This is a genomic window from Streptomyces vulcanius, from assembly GCF_042653945.1.
Lineage (GTDB): Bacteria > Actinomycetota > Actinomycetes > Streptomycetales > Streptomycetaceae > Streptomyces > Streptomyces mangrovi.
The window spans coordinates 88,758-105,961 of the sequence record NZ_JBHSFK010000014.1 but is presented as its reverse complement, the minus strand read 5'-3'; the positions used below and the strand labels follow the sequence as shown (position 1 = coordinate 105,961).

Annotated in this window: 17 protein-coding genes; 8 read left to right on the top strand and 9 right to left on the bottom strand. The window is 70.3% G+C overall.

Going from position 1 to position 17,204, the window contains the following annotated elements:
- The first annotated feature begins 6 nt into the window (after nucleotides 1-6).
- Entirely contained in the window at nucleotides 7-270 is a 264-nt protein-coding gene (locus ACFPIH_RS22380) for a hypothetical protein (protein WP_381164316.1), read from the top strand.
- Entirely contained in the window at nucleotides 267-653 is a 387-nt protein-coding gene (locus tag ACFPIH_RS22375) for a PIN domain-containing protein (protein ID WP_381164319.1), read from the top strand. Before ACFPIH_RS22380 ends, ACFPIH_RS22375 begins: the two co-directional genes overlap by 4 nt.
- Before the next feature lie 23 nt (nucleotides 654-676).
- Here the strand turns inward: ACFPIH_RS22375 and ACFPIH_RS22370 are convergent, their stop codons facing one another.
- The 5 genes from ACFPIH_RS22370 to ACFPIH_RS22350 all read right to left on the bottom strand — a co-directional run bounded on the left by ACFPIH_RS22370 (nucleotide 677) and on the right by ACFPIH_RS22350 (nucleotide 4,781).
- Nucleotides 677-1,366, bottom strand: a complete 690-nt coding sequence (locus ACFPIH_RS22370; RefSeq protein ID WP_381164322.1) for a YoaK family protein — start codon at nucleotides 1,364-1,366, stop codon at nucleotides 677-679.
- 111 nt (nucleotides 1,367-1,477) lie between these two features.
- The gene (locus ACFPIH_RS22365; protein ID WP_381164647.1) at nucleotides 1,478-1,894 is read right to left on the bottom strand and encodes an aggregation-promoting factor C-terminal-like domain-containing protein; all 417 of its coding nucleotides are present in this window, start codon (nucleotides 1,892-1,894) and stop codon (nucleotides 1,478-1,480) included.
- 273 nt (nucleotides 1,895-2,167) lie between these two features.
- Nucleotides 2,168-2,596, bottom strand: a complete 429-nt coding sequence (locus ACFPIH_RS22360) for a nuclear transport factor 2 family protein (RefSeq protein WP_381164325.1) — start codon at nucleotides 2,594-2,596, stop codon at nucleotides 2,168-2,170.
- A 104-nt stretch (nucleotides 2,597-2,700) separates the two neighbouring features.
- Nucleotides 2,701-3,738 carry an MBL fold metallo-hydrolase gene (locus tag ACFPIH_RS22355; protein WP_381164328.1) on the bottom strand — a complete coding sequence of 346 codons (1,038 nt, stop codon included), beginning with the start codon at nucleotides 3,736-3,738 and terminating at the stop codon, nucleotides 2,701-2,703.
- Nucleotides 3,739-4,250: 512 nt separating this feature from the next.
- Nucleotides 4,251-4,781 carry a helix-turn-helix domain-containing protein gene (locus ACFPIH_RS22350; protein WP_381164331.1) on the bottom strand — a complete coding sequence of 177 codons (531 nt, stop codon included), beginning with the start codon at nucleotides 4,779-4,781 and terminating at the stop codon, nucleotides 4,251-4,253.
- Between the two features lie 647 nt (nucleotides 4,782-5,428).
- Here ACFPIH_RS22350 and ACFPIH_RS22345 point away from each other — a divergent pair.
- Complete coding sequence (locus ACFPIH_RS22345; RefSeq protein WP_381164334.1) at nucleotides 5,429-6,316, top strand: CPBP family intramembrane glutamic endopeptidase; 888 nt, start codon at nucleotides 5,429-5,431, stop codon at nucleotides 6,314-6,316.
- A gap of 658 nt (nucleotides 6,317-6,974) precedes the next feature.
- Here the strand turns inward: ACFPIH_RS22345 and ACFPIH_RS22340 are convergent.
- A complete protein-coding gene (locus ACFPIH_RS22340) occupies nucleotides 6,975-7,349 on the bottom strand; it encodes a hypothetical protein (protein WP_381164337.1) in 375 nt (124 codons plus the stop codon).
- Nucleotides 7,350-7,618: 269 nt separating this feature from the next.
- Between ACFPIH_RS22340 and ACFPIH_RS22335 the strand changes: the two genes are divergently transcribed.
- Together ACFPIH_RS22335 and ACFPIH_RS22330 are read left to right on the top strand one after the other, a co-directional pair.
- Nucleotides 7,619-9,076: an aldehyde dehydrogenase gene (locus ACFPIH_RS22335; protein WP_381164339.1), complete on the top strand. Its 1,458-nt coding sequence runs from the start codon at nucleotides 7,619-7,621 to the stop codon at nucleotides 9,074-9,076.
- A 6-nt stretch (nucleotides 9,077-9,082) separates the two neighbouring features.
- Nucleotides 9,083-9,355: a ferredoxin gene (locus ACFPIH_RS22330; RefSeq protein ID WP_381164341.1), complete on the top strand. Its 273-nt coding sequence runs from the start codon at nucleotides 9,083-9,085 to the stop codon at nucleotides 9,353-9,355.
- A 48-nt stretch (nucleotides 9,356-9,403) separates the two neighbouring features.
- On the opposite strand, the gene ACFPIH_RS22325 is transcribed toward ACFPIH_RS22330, so the two are convergent.
- From ACFPIH_RS22325 to ACFPIH_RS22315, 3 genes are all read right to left on the bottom strand, one after another.
- Nucleotides 9,404-11,410 (bottom strand): ATP-binding protein, encoded by a 2,007-nt coding sequence (locus ACFPIH_RS22325; protein WP_381164343.1) that lies wholly within the window; start codon nucleotides 11,408-11,410, stop codon nucleotides 9,404-9,406.
- Between the two features lie 84 nt (nucleotides 11,411-11,494).
- Complete coding sequence (locus tag ACFPIH_RS22320) at nucleotides 11,495-12,907, bottom strand: pentapeptide repeat-containing protein (RefSeq protein ID WP_381164346.1); 1,413 nt, start codon at nucleotides 12,905-12,907, stop codon at nucleotides 11,495-11,497.
- Nucleotides 12,904-13,611 (bottom strand): TetR family transcriptional regulator, encoded by a 708-nt coding sequence (locus ACFPIH_RS22315; RefSeq protein ID WP_381164349.1) that lies wholly within the window; start codon nucleotides 13,609-13,611, stop codon nucleotides 12,904-12,906. The genes ACFPIH_RS22320 and ACFPIH_RS22315 overlap by 4 nt, the downstream gene beginning before the upstream one ends.
- A gap of 209 nt (nucleotides 13,612-13,820) precedes the next feature.
- On the opposite strand from ACFPIH_RS22315, the gene ACFPIH_RS22310 reads away from it, so the two are divergent.
- Genes ACFPIH_RS22310 through ACFPIH_RS22300 form a run of 3 tightly spaced genes read left to right on the top strand, consistent with a single transcriptional unit; the run spans nucleotide 13,821 to nucleotide 17,202 of the window.
- A complete protein-coding gene (locus ACFPIH_RS22310) occupies nucleotides 13,821-15,395 on the top strand; it encodes a glycosyltransferase (RefSeq protein WP_381164352.1) in 1,575 nt (524 codons plus the stop codon).
- The gene (locus ACFPIH_RS22305; protein ID WP_381164355.1) at nucleotides 15,389-16,135 is read left to right on the top strand and encodes a class I SAM-dependent methyltransferase; all 747 of its coding nucleotides are present in this window, start codon (nucleotides 15,389-15,391) and stop codon (nucleotides 16,133-16,135) included. Before ACFPIH_RS22310 ends, ACFPIH_RS22305 begins: the two co-directional genes overlap by 7 nt.
- Nucleotides 16,132-17,202 carry a prenyltransferase gene (locus ACFPIH_RS22300; RefSeq protein WP_381164358.1) on the top strand — a complete coding sequence of 357 codons (1,071 nt, stop codon included), beginning with the start codon at nucleotides 16,132-16,134 and terminating at the stop codon, nucleotides 17,200-17,202. Before ACFPIH_RS22305 ends, ACFPIH_RS22300 begins: the two co-directional genes overlap by 4 nt.
- Nucleotides 17,203-17,204: the final 2 nt, after the last annotated feature.

The window sequence follows — 17,204 nt, the reverse complement described above, 5'->3', positions numbered from 1 at the left end:
TCCGGCATGTCTGACGCGATGATCAGGGTGCCCGCCGAGGTGCGGGATCGCCTCGCGGTGATCGCCGAGTCACGGGGAACCTCGATCCGCTCTCTGGTGCAGGAGTTCGCTGAGTCAACCTTGACCGACGAGGAGCGCCGGGAGCGGGCGGAGCGGACCCGTGCGTATCTTGCGGAGCACTTCGCTGTCGAGGTGACCGACGAGGAGAGCGCCGCAATAGGGCGTAAGGTCCGGGAGGTGTTCGCCCGGCAGCAGGAGAAGGCCGCGTGATCCTCCATCATCTTGTGCTGGATGCGCCGACTCTGGTGGCGATGTCGGGTAATCGACAGGTGTCCGCGCTCATCCACTGGGCCGACTTCGAGGTGGAGACCCGTCTGTGGGTGCCCACCCTGTCGGTCTTGGAAGCTGATCGCGAGTATCTCGGAATCGCTGAGCACGTCGGGCAGTTGGAGTCCCTTCACACCGTCGATCTGGACTATCCGGCCACCTTGGCCGTCGCCCGGATGCAGCGTGACGGCGTGCCTCCAGGGATCGGTGCCGCGATCCAGGCCGTCGGTCACCTGCCCGAGTGGGGTGCGGATGGGGCTGTCGCCACCGTGCGTCCGAAGGCATACGAAGGGCACGCTGTGCCTGTGCTCGACCTCAACCGCTGAGACTCCTGCCGCACCGCTGTGTGTCAGTCCCTGCCGGAGGCCAGCACGGCCAGTACGCCCGACATCGCCGCCGCCAGCAGCAGCGGGGCGGCGATGCCGTGGTGGAGGACCAGGGCCGCGCCCAGGACCGCGCCCGCGAACATCGCCGCCACGGACGCCGTGCGACGGCGTGAGCGCTCGCCCGAGCCGCCGGCCGCGTGGGAGTCGGAGGCCAGGCCGGTCAGGGTCATGGTCACGACGGTGGTCGTGGTGAGGGCGGGGACGGCCAGCTTCTGGACGGTCGCGTTGCGCAGGCCCATCGCGAAGGCGGTGAGGGCGATGACGGCGTAGACGTGGAGCCGGCCGTCCTCCGCGGTGACGTGGGCCACGGTGGCCGCGGCGGCCAGCAGGACGGTCTCGGTGGCGAGGGTGACCCGGGTCCAGGTACGGCGGGAGCCGGCGCCGGTGCCCCGTATGATCCGGCCGCCCGTTGTCGCGCCCGCGAGGAAGAACGCCAGGGAGGTCGCGCTGTGCGGGACCGAGAAGCCGGGGGCGCCGGCGGCGGCGAAGCCGAGGATGACGACGTTGCCGGTCATGTTCGCGGTGAAGACATGGCCGAGGCCGAGGTAGCTGACCGCGTCGATCAGACCGCTGACCACGGTCAGGACGAGGAGGACGGGGGTGAGGCGTACGCCGCGCGCCTCGGGGTCCTCGGCAGAAGGCTCGGTGGGCATCGGGTCAGTGGACCACGCGAAGGTGGGGGGCGCGGTGAGGAAACGGCGAAGGCGGCGGCCCCGGGGATCGGGGGCCGCCGCCTTCGCGCGTCAGTGTGTGGTGGGCGGGGCTCAGTACCAGCCGTTCGCCTGCCAGAAGTTCCAGGCGCCGACCGGGCTGCCGTAGCGGGAGTTCATGTAGTCCAGGCCCCACTTGATCTGGGTCTGGGCGTTGGTCTTCCAGTCGGAGCCGGCGGAGGCCATCTTGGAGCCGGGGAGGGCCTGGACGAGGCCGTAGGCGCCAGAGGAGGCGTTGGTGGCGTCGACGTCCCAGTTGCTCTCGTGCTTCACGATGTGGGAGAAGGCGTTGTACTGCGCGGCGTCCGGGATCATCCTGTGCGCGATCGCCTGGGCCTTCGAGGGCGACGCCGGGGTCGCCGCGTGGGCCGGAGCCGCGGTCATGGCCAGGCCTGCGGTGGCGGCGGCCAGGGCGACGGTGGTGAGGGCCTTCTTCGGGCTTGCGATGCGACGGACGACGGAGACGGACACAGACACGGAGAACCTTTTCCTCGGGGACAGTCGGGTCGCTGTGAAGCTCGGCGCGACGTCGTCCACAGAAGCAGGATCGGGAGCTGCCCGCAAAGATCCCATTTGCTAGTTTTCGTCGTATTGGGGAACTTCGGGTGCCGTGTGAGCCGGCTCTCAATGCGCAGGTCAGGGGCCTGGGCGGCAGGGGCGTGAAGCGCGGAATATGCCACTAGTGCAGATAGTAGGTGATGTGGGTCATGTGGGGCGGTTCACCGTTCAAGGGTGCCGAGGGCGCTAGAGGCGCGGGGTCGGGCCGTCGTGGGGGAGGTGCAGGGTGCGGGTCGCCAGGAGCCAGGCGCCGGTCGGGGTGCGGCGCAGGGTGTCCTCGTAGTGGCCTATCCGGACAGGGGGACAGGGCGGGGTGTCGTCGACGCGGTACGTCGTGAAGTACGACGTCGCCCGCGCCGTGTTCGGGGACGTCACGTGGACCCGTACGTCCGCCATCAGGCGGCGCGCGTGGCAGTCGGCGGGATGGGCGTCGTAGTGGGCGCGCAGGGCGGCGCGGCCCTTGACCAGACGGTCGCCCTCCGGCCAGGCCCACGTGGCGTCCTCGGTGAACAGGTCGGCCGCGGAGCCGGGTCCGCCGAGGTCCAGCCGGCGGACGAGATCGAGGAGCAGGCGCTGGCAGGCTCGTTCGGCGAGGAGCTGCTCGATGGGGTCCATGGGGGAAGCCACCAGGGGTGCCGGGACGGGGATGTCAGGGCACCGTAGGGGGGAGTCGTGAACTGCGTGGATCCGTGTCGTGAACGGCGCCGCTCATACCGGACCTACACGGCCGCGTACGTCACCGGATCGCTGCCCGCCACCGCCTCCGCCCGCCCCAGCTTCACCAGCCGCCGCAGGTGTGCCTCCGCCTCCGAGACGGCGATGTTCCGGGACCCGTAGGGGATCTGCTCCCAGGGACGGTTCCACTCCATGCGCTCGGCCAGCTGCCAGGGAGTGAGGGGCGTGGCGAGGAGGGCGAGGAGGTCGGTGAGGCGGGACTCGTGGTGGGTGAGGAGTTCCGCCACGCGGGCCGGGGCGTCCGTGAAGGGGTACTGGTGGGCCGGGAGGATCTCGGCGGGGGCGAGGCGGCCGACGCGTTCGAGGGAGTCGAGATAGTCGCCCAGGGGGTCGGTGACGGTGGCGTCGTCGGGGTCCTCGTAGAGGCCGATGTGGGGGGTGATCTCGGGGAGGACGTGGTCGCCGGAGAAGAGGCGGCCACGGCCCGGGAGCCCGGCCGGGTGGTCCTCCTCCAGGTGGAGGCAGACATGGCCGGGGGTGTGGCCGGGGGTCCAGATCGCGCGCAGTCGGCGGCCGGGGAGGGGGAGGAGGTCGCCGGGGACGATCTCGCGGTCGGGGAGGGCGGGGGAGAGGCCGGGGAGCGTGCGGCGGCGGGCCGTGCGCAGCGGGGTGAGGTGTTCCTCGGGGGCGCCGGCGGCGGCCAGTTTCTCCGTCATGTACGTGTACCAGCGGTCGGGGCGGGTTCCGCGCGCCCGGCGCACGATCGCCGTGTCCGCCGCGTGCATCGCCACCCACGCCCCGGAGGCCTCCCGCACCCTGCCGGAGAGGCCGTGGTGGTCGGGGTGGTGGTGGGTGATGACGACGCCGTGGAGGTCGGAGACGCTCGTGCCACAGGCTGTGAGACCGGCGAACAGCGCGTCCCAGGAGGTTGGGTCGTCCCAGCCGGTGTCGATCAGGACGGGGCCGCGGTCGGTGTCGACGACGTAGACGAGCGTGTGGCCGAGCGGGTTGTCCGGGATGGGGACCCGCAGGGACCGCACACCCCCGCCATGATCGAACGTCGTCCCCGTCATCTCCGTCATCTGTCCTCCGTCCCACGGCCCCAAGCCCCCACCGGCCCATGACCCTTGCCCACTATAACCAGAACTGACGAGCCGTCAGAAGGCGATATGTGGGCATCTAGGTTGGAAGGGTACGCACCCCTCGGTCGGCGGTCATCAGGGCCGGTACGGGATGCGGGAGATCGTCAACGCGCTGCTTTTCCAGGGCCGGACCGGTTGCCGGTGGGGCGTGCTTCCCAGTTCTGACCTGCGGGGTCGTCCGGTCGATTCGTGGACTGACCCGGTCCTGGTGACGCAGATCACTCGATCGCTCCAGTGTTCGTCTCGTCCGACCCGCAACCCCGAGGAGCGTCGGACGTCTGTCGGGGTGGATGCGCCTCCAGCACAGGGCTGCGGCAAGGGAAGCCACCCATGGCGGACGGTCGGCCGACAGACCGACACCGATGATTCGAGGACCCACAATGCCGGCACGTCGCACCGCCGTCCGCAGGTGGGAGTTCGCGAACGTGTGCCGCCCGCTCGGCGTGCCCCGCTCACGCGGGCTTGTCCGGCACGACGACGAGGCTGATGACGCGACGTACGCGGCCGCCATCCCTGGCGTGGCCGACCCGCGCGAGGACCGAGCTCTCGATCTCCTCGACCAGGGCTGTCAGTTCTTCATCGGTCAGCCATACCGCTGCCTGTCGGTAGACCACACCGTCCGCGTTGGGATCGGCGTCCTCGTAGGCGAGGTAGCGGTCGAAATCCGCCATCAACGATGCTGCGAACGTGGTGTAGGCCCGGAGATGGTCCTCCCGCGTCATCGCTGCTCGCGCGGCGGGGTCGACCACCGCTTCTTCCTTGCACACCCGGTAGCTGCGCTCCACCGTGCCGCGCACCCGTTTCTCGTCCACCACCTCCAGCACGCCCGCTTCGGTCAGTACGGCGATGTGCCGGTACATCGTCGCCGGGGCGATGTCGGGCAGGCGCTCACGCAGCTGCGCGGTGGTCAGCGGATCGGCGTCGAACAGCGATTGCAGGATGCGCATCCGGACGGGATGCAGAAGGACGTCCGCGGTTGCCATGGACCGACCTTTCTCGTATGCGATAACATTCTCAAACTTGATAATGACGGCTCACGGAGCATGCGGGAGGTCGGCATGACAGCCATGCGGACAACGGACTGCCCCTGGGCGGCTGGCTCAACCAGCACGATGCCGCCCCGCACCTCGCGCATGGTCGGACGCCCCGCCATTCGGGCCGACTCCGTTGGCGTGGTCGCGCACAGTGAGGGTGCCCTCCACGCCCTACCCCTCGGCACCCACCCGGAGACTGAGGTCGAGATCCGCCGGATCCCCGACCTCACCCACTTTCTGCGCCGCGGCCCTGGTCGTCCGTCGGTGCGCTCCCATCGCCGACCGCTGCGCCAGTCGGTCGACACCGGCCTGCTCGCGCAGGGGGCCGACCGGCTCGCCTGCCGCCTCCAGGATACGGCCGCAGGAGATTCGCGCCGCAGAGCGAACGGGTTCTCCCTGACGCGACAGAGAGGCTCTGGTCCGACCATTCCGGCCGGCCGGGTGCCGACTGGGCGCAGCGTCCGGTCGGCGCATTTGGTTTCGTCGCTCCCGGACTCGCCGTCGGCCGTATCGTTCCGCGCCGACTCCCGAGAATTATTCGGTTGTATTTTAATCCCGCCGCCGGAATGAATGAGAAAAACCTCCAAGCAGTACCCGTGAAAGGCAAAAGTGTGACTAGCGCAACCCCTCTTCGCCATAAAAGCAGCCTTGTTGTTTTCGGGGCTGTCACGTTCGCGACGAGCTGGGGTTTCTGGCTCATCGCGATCGCACTCGGTGGATCGGTGAAGAATTCCCCCAGCGTCATTCCCTACGTGCTCGGTGGCTTCGGCCCGGTGTTCGGTGCGATCGTGGTCCGAGTGCGCCGCTCCCGCCGCCGTGAACTCGCTCCCGCCCATACGGTGAGGCTCCGGCTGAGCATGCGGCTGTGCTGGGTGCTGCCCCTGCTGGTGATGGCATCGGCAACCGTACTGGCAGCCGCGCTGCTCGCGGACCGCCTGGGTGGTCCCGCGCTGAGTTTCGCAGAGGGGCGGAATCTGATATCGGACATCGGCGGACCCGTGCCGTTCTTCGTCAGCATGCTGGTCGCTGGTCCGTTGTCCGAGGAGCCCGGTTGGCGCGGCACGGCATATCCACGCCTGCGCGCGTCGTTCGGACGCCTTCAGGCCGGCCTGCTGCTGGGTGTCGTCTGGGCGATATGGCATCTGCCGCTGTTCTTCATCACCGGGACCCTCCAGGCGGGATTCGGTCTGATCAGCTGGAACGGGGTGCTGTTCGTGCTCACCGTCATCCCGATGGCACTGCTGACCGGTTACGCCTACGAGCGCGCTGGGGTTGCGGCGTCGATAGCGGTTCACCTAGGCGTCAACGCGACAATCGCGCTGTTGGACGTCAAATCGCCCGTGGTGCTGGCATGCATCGTGGCGGTACAGACCATTGTTGCGATCACCCTGCTTGCCTGGCAGCGCGATCGCGGGGCGGACCTCCCGGTTCACGCGGATTCTCACCCACGCCAGATTGTCACCAGCAGCACCGAAGCCCCGTGACCACGCTGCTTTCCAGCATCTGACGGGCGCCGGCCGATCAGGAGAAGCCCCAGGCGTACCCCGAGGTCGTCGATCCGGCGCACGCCGACTTCGTTGCCCTTCAGTAGCGCGAGAAAAATCGGCAGCAGCTATCTGCGGCTGCCGTATCCCTGTGTACTGGAGAGAGATCCCTGTGGGGGTCTCCTCCCCTTGCGGCGGTTTACGGCATCAGGGTATTCGCCGGCGCACGGTTCCGTGCGACTTTCGGATCAGGGTTTACCGCCTGAGGAGGTTCATGGACCATCTCGCTGTTCATGTCCGGGCCGCCAGGGCTGTGCTGCTCGCAACCGCGCTCTTCGCCCTGCCGGCCCTTTCCGCTGTACCTGCGCCAGGCATACCTGTGACCGCGGCTGCCGTCGCCGATGCGGATCCGCTGTCGGGAGTGAGCGCGCCGATGTCGACCTCGGACTGCCTGGCGAAGGTGAAGTCGCGCTGTTACTCGCCGCTGCAGTACCGGACCGCGTACAACCTGGACCCGCTCTACCGGGCCGGAATTACCGGCAAGGGCCGCACGATCGTGGTCGTGGTCTCCTACGGCTCCCCGACCATCCAGCATGACCTCGACGTCCCCACTGCTCCAGCCGCGCCGGCACCGCTCCGAGCGTCAGCTCCCCGCCGGTCATGCGGCGTGCCGGGCCGGCGTGGTCACCGCGGTCAACCGGCGCAGTATCACCGCGGTCATCGCCCGGTACACCCGCGACTTTGGACTGCGGGGCCGGTGTTCGTAGTCGCGCACCAGCCTGCGGGACAGCACCGAGATCCCATAGGCGCGCTCCACGGCCCACCGCTTGGCCCGGGGAACCAACCCGGTCCGCGCGGGGTCGCGCCAAGCAACCTCCACCTCGATGTTCACCTTCTGCCCGTGCGCGACGACGGCGTTCCCGAAGCCCTGGCCGACCAGAGATTTCTCCACGGCGTCCGTGTCGACGGCAACCTTGTCCAGCAGCCCGATCCCGGCGGCGTTCTCGTGCGCCGCCACGACCACTGCGATCACCAGCCCCACAGCCCCACAGCCCCACAGCCCCAGAACGTCAACGGCCAGGCCGCGCTTGCGGTGCCGAGTAGCGAGAGCCGCACGCGGATCTGCGGTCGACGGCACGCATCGGGCCGCCCGTGGAGGCAATGACGGCCCACAGGCGGCCCACGCGGCATGCCATCGGCGGCAAATCCGCTGGTGGGGGCCCATTCTGCTCCGGCCCTGGCTTAGTTCAACCAGAACTGGTATCAGTTTCTGAAACACCGTCAGAAACGAAGGCAGTGGCCATGGCCGAGCTCGTGGAACACGGACAGCTGTTCATCGGCGGGGAACTGACCGACCCCCTCGGCAAGGACGTCATCGAGGTGATCTCGCCCCATACGGAGGAGGTCATCGGGCGGGTGCCGCACGCCTCGCGGGCCGATGTCGACCGGGCCGTCGCCGTCGCCCGGCAGGCCTTCGACGAGGGGCCCTGGCCGCGGCTCTCGCTGGACGAGCGGCTCGCGGTCGTCACCCGCATCAAGGACGGGATCCTCGCGCGCCACGAGGAGATCGCCCGGGTCATCTCCTCCGAGAACGGCTCCCCGTACTCCTGGAGCGTCCTGGCGCAGGCCCTCGGCGCGATGATGGTCTGGGACGCGGCGATCACCGTCTCCCGCGGCTTCACCTACGAGGAGCAGCGCGCCGGCGTGCTCGGGAAGATCCTCGTACGGCGTGAGCCGGTGGGCGTGGTCGCGGCCGTGGTCCCTTGGAACGTCCCGCAGTTCGTCGCCGCCGCCAAGCTCGCGCCGGCGCTGCTCACCGGCTGCACGGTGATCCTCAAGCCGTCGCCGGAGTCGCCGCTGGACGCGTACATCCTCGCGGACATCGCGCGCGAGGCCGGGCTGCCGGAGGGCGTGCTGTCGATCCTCCCGGCGGACCGTGAGGTGAGCGAGTACCTGGTCGGGCACCCCGGCATCGACAAGGTGTCCTTCACGGGGTCGGTCGCGGCGGGCAAGCGGGTCATGGAGGTGGCCGCCCGCAATCTCACCCGCGTGACACTGGAGTTGGGCGGCAAGTCGGCGGCGGTCGTGCTGCCGGACGCGGACCTCGACACGGCGGTCGCCGGCATCGTCCCGGCGGCCTGGATGAACAACGGGCAGGCCTGCGTGGCCCAGACCCGCATCCTTCTCCCGCGCTCCCGCTACGACGAGTTCGCGGACGCCTTCGCGACTGCGGCGAGCGCCCTCGTGGTCGGCGACCCGCTGGACCCGGCGACGAAGGTGGGCCCGTTGGTGGCCCAGCGGCAGCAGCAGCGCAATCTCGATTACATCCGGATCGGGCAGGAGGAGGGCGCCAAGGTCCTTACGGGGGGCGGGCGTCCGGCAGGCCTCGACCGGGGCTGGTACGTCGAGCCGACGCTCTTCGGCGACGTCGACAACTCCATGCGGATCGCCCGCGAGGAGATCTTCGGCCCGGTGATCTGTCTGCTGCCCTACGGCGACGAGTCCGAGGCGCTGAAGATCGCGAACGACTCCGACTACGGGCTGAGCGGCAGCGTGTGGACGGCGGACGTGGCGCACGGCATCGAGGTCGCCCGGCAGGTCCGTACCGGGACGTACTCCGTCAACACCTTCAGCCTCGACATGCTCGGGCCGTTCGGCGGCTACAAGAACAGCGGGCTGGGGCGGGAGTTCGGGCCCGAGGGGTACGGGGAGTTCCTGGAGCACAAGATGATCCATCTCCCGGCGGGCTGGGAGGGCTGAGCGGCGATGGAGGTATCTCCCGCGCGAGCGGATTCGAGCGCGGGGGCGGGTGACCGCTGGCACGTCGAGGTGGACCGGTCCCTGTGCATCGGCTCCGCCCAGTGCATCCACCACGCCCCGGACGGCTTCCACCTCGACACCGCCCGCCAGTCCCACCCCCGCAAGCCGGAGGCCGACGCGAACGAGCAGGTGCTCACGGCGGCCGAGAGCTGCCCGGTGGAGGCGATCACGATCACACTGCTGGGCAGCGGGGAGGCGGTGTTCCCACCGGAGGAATGAGCGGGGGAGCAGCGCCGGCTCCGACCGGGGCCACTGGGCCGTCGCCCGTCACGGGAGGCGGTCCAAGAGGCCGCGCACCGTTTCCGCCGAGGGGTCTTGCAGCAGTTCCAGGATGCGCAGTGCCTCGGTGAGGGCCGCACGGGCCTTGGCGTAGTCCGACTCGATCAGCAGCCGGCCCAGTTCCACGAGGGAGTCCGCGAGGCTGGGGCGGTCGTCCGCCCTGCGCCGGAGCGTGACGGCCTGCTCGTACCAGTCGGCGGCGGCTGCCCGATCCTGCAGCCGGACGCTGGCGACACCCAACTGGTGGAGGATCGCGGCCTCCGTCAGCAGGTCGTTCGCGACCCGGGACAGGGGGAGCGCGGCCAGCAGGTGCTCGCGGGCTCTCTGGGGATCGTCGAGCGCGAGACTGATGGTGCCCAGTTCGTTCAGGCTGATCGCCTGGCTGCGCTGGTTCTCGTCGTCACTGTGCCGGTCCAGAGCCTGCTTCTGCTGGACGTAGGCCTCTTCGTAGCGGCCCGCGACACGCAGCGTCCACGCGAGGTTGCGGGAGGCGATGTCCTCCCACTTCCGGTCGCCGGTCCTTCGGCTGAGATTCAGCGCGGCGGTGAAGTGGGTGGCGGCCTCGGCGTGCCGTCCGACTTCGCCCTCCGCTCCGCCCAGGCAGATCAGGGCCCAGATCTCCGCCCAAGGATTCCGGCACAGACGGGCCGCCTGCACGGCCGTGGCGGACAGGCCGTGGCGGTAGACGTGATGGTGGCGGACCACGAGGTAGTAGATGAGCGCTATCGGAATCTTCCAGGCCAGGTCGTGCAAACGCCGTTTCATGGCCTGGTCGACGGCGGCCCCCAGGCTGACGATCTCCGCGTCGCACCAGGCGAGCGCCGAGGTGTGGTCGGGGAAGTCGGGCACCGCCGAGGAAACGCCTTCCTCTTCTTCGTCCAGCGGGACATGCTGGCGCTGCGGAGCCAGCAGCCGGTCGACGCGGTCACAGCGGTGGAGGTAGTGCAGGAGCTCGCGCCGCGCCGCCGCGTCGCGGTCGGCCTCCGACTCCTCGGCGAGGAGGCGTTCCTCGGCGTAGTCGCGGACCAGGTCGTGGAAACGGAACCGTCTGTCCGAGATCTCTTCCAGCAGGTTGTCCGACTTCAGGGAGCGCAGCAGCCGCAGCGCCGCGCTCGTCCGCAGGCCGGTCAGCGCGGCCGCGGACTCGACGGAGAAGTCGGGCTCCGCGTGCAGGGCGAGCAGCCGGAAGGCGCGCGCCTTCTCCGGCGTGAGTCCGTTGTACGACCATGAGAGCACCAGACGCATTCCCGTCTCCTCGTCCGGACTGGACAAGGCTGTCAGCCGGTTGTCGGGGTCGGTCAGGTCCTCGATCAGGTCCGCGATGTCGCCGGGCGTCTGGGTCTGCTGCGCGGCGATCCGTACGGTGAGGGGCAGCCTGCCGCACTGACTGATCAACGTAGTGACCTGCCGGGTCTCCGCCTGTCCCGACACGCGAGAGAACAGTTCGACGGCGTCGCGCTGGGGCAGCGGACGCAGGGCCACCCGGCTGGCTCCGTGAGTCGCCTCCAGGGCGTTCAGGTCGCTGCGGCTGGTGACGACCACGCAGCATCCGGGGGTTCCGGGCAGCAGCGGTACCACCTGGTCGGCGTTGCGTGCGTTGTCGGCGATGATCAGCACCCGCTTGCCGTACAGCAGGGAACGGAATTTCGCGGACATCGCGTCGAGGTGGCCCCGCAGATTGTCCATGGGGGCGTTCAGGGCGAGGAGGAAGGAGTGCAGGGCCTCGTCGGGCCGTTGCGGCGGCTGGCTGTGGTACCCGCGCAGGTCCGTGTAGAGCTGTCCGTCCGGGAACTGGTCCATCGTCTGGTGGGCCCACCACACCGCCAGCGCGCTCTTGCCCACACCGGCCTGTCCCGACACCACGGCAAGGCCGTTGTCCTCGCGGGCCGCCGTGTCCAGTCGTCCGACCTCCGTGATGCGGTCGGTGAAGTGCGTGGCTGCCCGCGGCAGTTGGTGCGGAGCGGACGGCTGCGCCGTGGCGCTGTGCTCCTCCATCGTCGACCTTTCGTCCGCGCCACCGCCGTGTGCGGCAGGCCCCCTAGGGAGATATGTGTCGGCGTGTCGAGGGCGAAACACCCCCTAGGGACCCGTGGAACGCCAGGCCGGCGGCACGGTGAGTCCGGTCGGCAACGGCGCGCTCGGTCCGCCCGTCGGCAGAAGTCCCGTAGGTGCCGTGCCCCTGGCGTCCGTGAAGTCGACCGTGCCGCCGGAGAGGCTGCTGCGGCCGAAGTCGACCGTGGCGCCGATGAACGTCGCGTTGTCGAAACCGACCCGCCCGCCGGAGAACACCGAGTCGGTGAACCTGACCCGGCCGGCGGCGAACGTGGCGTCGGCGAACCCGACCGTGCCGCCCGAGAACCCGGCGCCGTCGAAGTCGACTCCGGTGCCGAGGAACCCCGCGGACTCGAAGGTGACCGTACCTCCGGAGAACGTCACCCCGCCGAGAAGGACCCGGCCGGCCGAGAACGTCGCGCCGCCGAAGTCCACCGTGCCGCCGGAGAACTCCGCGCCGCCGGCGGCACTGAGGGAGTGGGCGCCGCTGAAGGACACCGCGCCACCGGAGAACTGTGCGCCGTGGAAGTGGACCGCGCCGCCGGAGAACACCGAGCCGGTGAAGTCGACCGTGCCGCCGCGGAAGTCCGCCCCGGTGAAGTCGGCCGTGCCGTCGGCGAAGGCCGAGCCGCCGAAATCGGTCGCGCCCGCCGAGAACACGGTGTGCGTGAAGTCGGCCGTGCCGCCGGTGAACCGTACGCCGCCGAAGGAGACGGGGTACCCCGCGAAGGTCGCGCCGGTGAACCTGGCCACGCCGCCCGAGAAGACCGCGCCCGAGAAGTCCCCGCCGTCGAAGGTGACGCCGGTGAAGTCGAAGTCGTGGCCCTGCCACGCGTGTTGATGTTCCGGCGGCAGCCGCAGATGGTCCCGGACGAGCCGGATGACGGTGTGCCTGACCTCCCGGAGCGCCAGATAGGAGTGCCGGGCGTCCGCGTCGCCGGTGGGGAGATCGTCCTCCGAGGTGTAGGGCAGCCGTGAGTAGGCGCACAGGACGTCTATGCAGGTCTGGCGGAGCGCCCGGGTGGGGGCGTCGTCGGCGAGTCCGGCCAGGGCGTGGACACCGCCGAGGCGGACGGGGGCGGATTCGTCGCCCAGTTGGGAGACGGCGGCGGTGAACCGTTCGGTGTGCAGGCGGGTGGCCTCGCGCAGGGCGCCGTCCTCGTCGACGCGCTGACGTCGGTAGGCGACGACCAGGGCCACCAGGGCGCCGGCGCCGGCCACCACCCCGAAGGACAGCTTGACGAGGTCGAACAGGGTGGTGGAGTCGACGCGGCGTTCCGGCTTGAGGCCGTGCGCGTCGAGCAGGCCCCACCCGGTGAGGAACACGGTGGCGGCGACCACGACGGCGGTGGTGAACGTGACGGCAAGGGCGAGGCCGACTGGCCACAGACGCAGGCCACGCCGTTCGGACCGGGTCAGCCGGGACGGAGGAGGAGTCACCTCTGTGAGGACCGTCCTCGCGGGCGGCTGGTTGCGGCCGTCGCCGTCCCTCCGCTCACCGGCCGCTGCGCGGGATGCTCCGGATCCGTCACCTCGATCAGGCGGCACACCGTCTCGATGTCGATGCGGACCTGGGCGATGGACGCGCGGCCCGAGAGCCAGGTGATGAGGGCCGAGTGCCAGGTGTGTTCGATGACGCGGACCGCGGAGAGCTGCTCGGGGGTGGGGTCGGTGCGGCCCATCGCGTCGAGGATGATCGCCGTCGTCTGACGGGAGACCTGGTCGACCTCGGGGGAGACACTGCGGTCGGCGAAGGTGAGGGCGCGGACCATCGCGTCGGCCAGATGGGGCTCGCGCTGGAGGGCGCGGAAGGCGCGCATCAGGGTCTCCGCGACCCGGTCCGCAGGGCGGTCGCCGGACGGGGGCTTCTTGCGGAGCGTGCCGTGCATGTGTTCCAGCTGGTCCTGCATCGTCGCGACCAGGAGGTGCACCTTGGAGGGGAAGTAGCGGTAGAGCGTGCCGAGGGCGACCTGCGAGGACTCGGCGACCTCCCGCATCTGCACCGCGTCGAACCCGCCCCGGCTCGCCAACTGCGCGCTCGCGTGCAGGATGCGCCGACGGCGGGCCTGCTGCCGCTCCGTCAGAGGAGAACGCTCCGTCAGAGGGGAGGGGGCAGGGCGCTGGGTGGTGTCTTCCGCAGGCATGGGCACCGTTCCGTGACAGTCGGTGAGGTCCGGTGATCGGGCGGCGGGGAGGGGCCGCCGGTCGTGGTGTGAATCACCTGATCCACTTCCTCCAGCGCTCCTACCAGCCGGTAGATTCAGAGCCTCCCGAACGATCAAGTCTGAAACTTGTTCTAGATTAGCGTCCCGTCGTAGTCTCGCGGGACACCGCAGGCAGAAGGGGGCCCGGAGTGACCGCTGAGGCCAGTCGGGCCGGGAGCGGGGGAGACCGACCGCTCTCCATCGCGCTCCTCACCTACAAGGGGAACCCGTTCTGCGGCGGTCAGGGCGTCTACGTCCGACACCTCTCGCGGGAACTCGCGCGCCTCGGGCACCGGGTCGAGGTCATCGGCTCCCAGCCGTATCCCGTCCTCGAAGAGGGCCACGGCGACCGGCTGTCCCTCACCGAGCTGCCCAGCCTCGACCTCTACCGCTCCCCGGACCCCTTCCGCACCCCCGGGCGCGACGAGTACCGGGACTGGATCGACGCCCTGGAAGTCGCGACGATGTGGACCGGCGGCTTTCCCGAGCCGCTCACCTTCTCCCTCCGCGCCCGCCGCCATCTGCGCGCCCGGCGCGGTGAGTTCGACGTCGTGCACGACAACCAGACGCTGGGATACGGGTTGTTGGGGGATGTGGGGGCGCCGCTGGTGACCACCATCCACCATCCCATCACCGTCGACCGGCAGTTGGAGCTGGACGCCGCCCAGGGCCTGCGGCAGCGGCTGTCCAAGCGGCGCTGGTACGCCTTCACCCGGATGCAGAAGCGCGTCGCCCGCCGGCTGCCCTCCGTGCTCACCGTCTCCGGCACCTCGCGCCAGGAGATCGCCGACCACCTCGGCGTACGGGACGACCGCATCCACGTCGTGCACATCGGGGCGGACGCCGAACTGTTCTCGCCCGACCCGTCCGTGGCCGTCGTACCGGGGCGGATCGTCACGACCTCCAGCGCCGACGTACCGCTCAAGGGGCTCGTCTTCCTCGTCGAGGCGCTGGCGAAGGTGCGTACCGAGCATCCGCGGGCGCATCTCGTCGTCGTCGGCAAGCGGCCCGCCGAGGGGCCCGTCGCGCAGGCGGTCGAGCGCTACGGCCTCGAAGGCGCCGTCGAGTTCGTCAAGGGCATCTCCGACGCCGAACTGGTCGACCTGGTGCGCTCGGCCGAGGTGGCCTGCGTGCCGTCCCTGTACGAGGGCTTCTCGCTGCCCGCCGCCGAGGCCATGGCCACCGGGACGCCCCTGCTCGCCACCACCGGCGGCGCGATACCCGAGGTCGCCGGACGCGACGGGGAGACCTGTCTCGCCGTACCGCCGGGCGACGCGGGCGCGCTGGCCGCGGGCCTCGGCCGGCTCCTCGGCGACCCCGGACTGCGGGCCAGGCTCGGCGCGGCCGGACGCGAGCGGGTGCTTCAGCGGTTCACCTGGGCACGCGCCGCCGAGGGCACGGTGGCCCGCTACCGCGAGGCGATGGCGACAGCCGGGGGCGGCCGTCGGTCCGTGCCCGCGGCCCGCGATGATGTGCACGTCGCCACCGATCACGACGTCACCGATCGCGGCGCCACCGATCGCGGCGCCACCGATCGCGGCGCCACCGATCGCGGCGCCACCGATCGCGGCGCCACCGATCGCGGCGCCACCGATCGCGGCGCCACCGATCGCGGCGCCACCGATCGCGGCGCGACCGGTCGCGATGGAGCTGGTCGCGATGGAGCCGGTCAAGACGTCACCGATCACGATGCAACCGATCGCGAAAGCAGGGCCACGTGCTGACCGTCGACTTCTCCCGGTTCCCGCTCGCGCCGGGCGACCGAGTCCTGGACCTCGGCTGCGGGGCCGGCCGGCACGCCTTCGAGTGCTACCGGCGCGGTGCCCGGGTCGTGGCCCTCGACCAGAACGGCGACGAGATCCGCGAGGTCGCCAAGTGGTTCGCGGCGATGAAGGAGGCCGGTGAGGCGCCGGAAGGCGCCACCGCCACGGCCATGGAGGGCGACGCCCTCGCGCTGCCCTTCCCCGACGAGTCCTTCGACGTCGTCATCATCTCCGAGGTGATGGAGCACATCCCCGACGACAAGGGGGTGCTCGCGGAGATGGTGCGGGTGCTGAAGCCGGGCGGGCGAATAGCCGTCACGGTGCCGCGCTACGGCCCGGAGAAGGTCTGCTGGGCACTCTCCGACGCCTACCACGAGGTCGAGGGCGGCCACATCCGCATCTACAAGGCCGACGAACTCCTCGCCCGGATCCGCGAGGCGGGGCTCAAGCCCTACGGCAGCCATCACGCCCACGCGCTGCACTCGCCGTACTGGTGGCTGAAGTGCGCGTTCGGCGTCGACAACGACAAGGCCCTGCCGGTGCGGGCGTACCACCAGCTGCTGGTCTGGGACATCATGAAGAAACCGTTCGCGACCCGGGTCGTCGAACAGGCGCTCAATCCGCTGATCGGCAAGAGCTTCGTGGCCTACGCGACCAAGCCGCATCTGCCCCGGGCAGAAGCCGAGGTGGCGGCCGAGTGACCACGCCCCGGACAGAACACCTCGTCCTGCCCGGGGTCCTCACCGCCGAGCAGGCCGCCGCGACCGTCGCCGGCATTCTCGCCGTACAGCGGGAGGACGGCGCGATCCCGTGGTTCCGGGGCCATCACCTCGACCCCTGGGACCACACCGAGGCCGCGATGGCACTGGACGCGGCGGGCGAGCACGAGGCCGCCGAGCGGGCCTACACCTGGCTGGCCCGGCACCAGCACGAAGACGGCTCCTGGTACGCGGCCTACGCCGACGGCGACTTCGGCGACGTCACCGACCGGGCACGCGAGTCCAACTTCGTCGCCTACATCGCCGTGGGCGTCTGGCACCACTACCTGTCGACCGGCGACGACACCTTCCTCGACCGCATGTGGCCCGCCGTCTACGCGGCCGTCGAGTGGGTGCTGCTGTTGCAGCAGCCGGGCGGGCAGATCGGGTGGCGGCGCGACGACGACGGCACGCCGACCGCCGACGCGCTGCTCACCGGCTCCTCGTCCGTCCATCACGCGCTGCGCTGCGCCCTTGCCATCGCCGAGCAGCGCGAAGAGCCGCAGCCGGACTGGGAGTTGGCGGCCGGCGCGCTGCGGCACGCGATACGGCGGCACCCGGAGCGGTTCCTCGACAAGGACCGCTACTCGATGGACTGGTACTACCCGGTCCTGGGCGGCGCGTTGACCGGTACGGAGGCCAAGTCCCGTATCGAGGCGGGCTGGGAGCGGTTCGTGGTGCCCGGACTCGGGGTGCGGTGCGTGGTGCCCAACCCGTGGGTGACGGGCGGCGAGTCGGCCGAACTCGCCCTGGCGCTCTGGGCGATGGGCGAGTCCGACCGCGCGCTGGAGATCCTGCAGTCCATCCAGCATCTGCGGGACGCCGAGTCCGGCCTGTACTGGACGGGGTTCGTGTTCAAGGACGAGGCCGTCTGGCCCCGGGAGTTGACCACGTGGACCGCCGGTTCGCTGCTGCTGGCGGTCGCCGCCCTGGGCGGTCACGAGGCCACCTGCGCGGTGTTCGGCGGGGAGTTGCTGCCCTCGGGGCTCGAGGCGGAGTGCTGCGGCTGAGC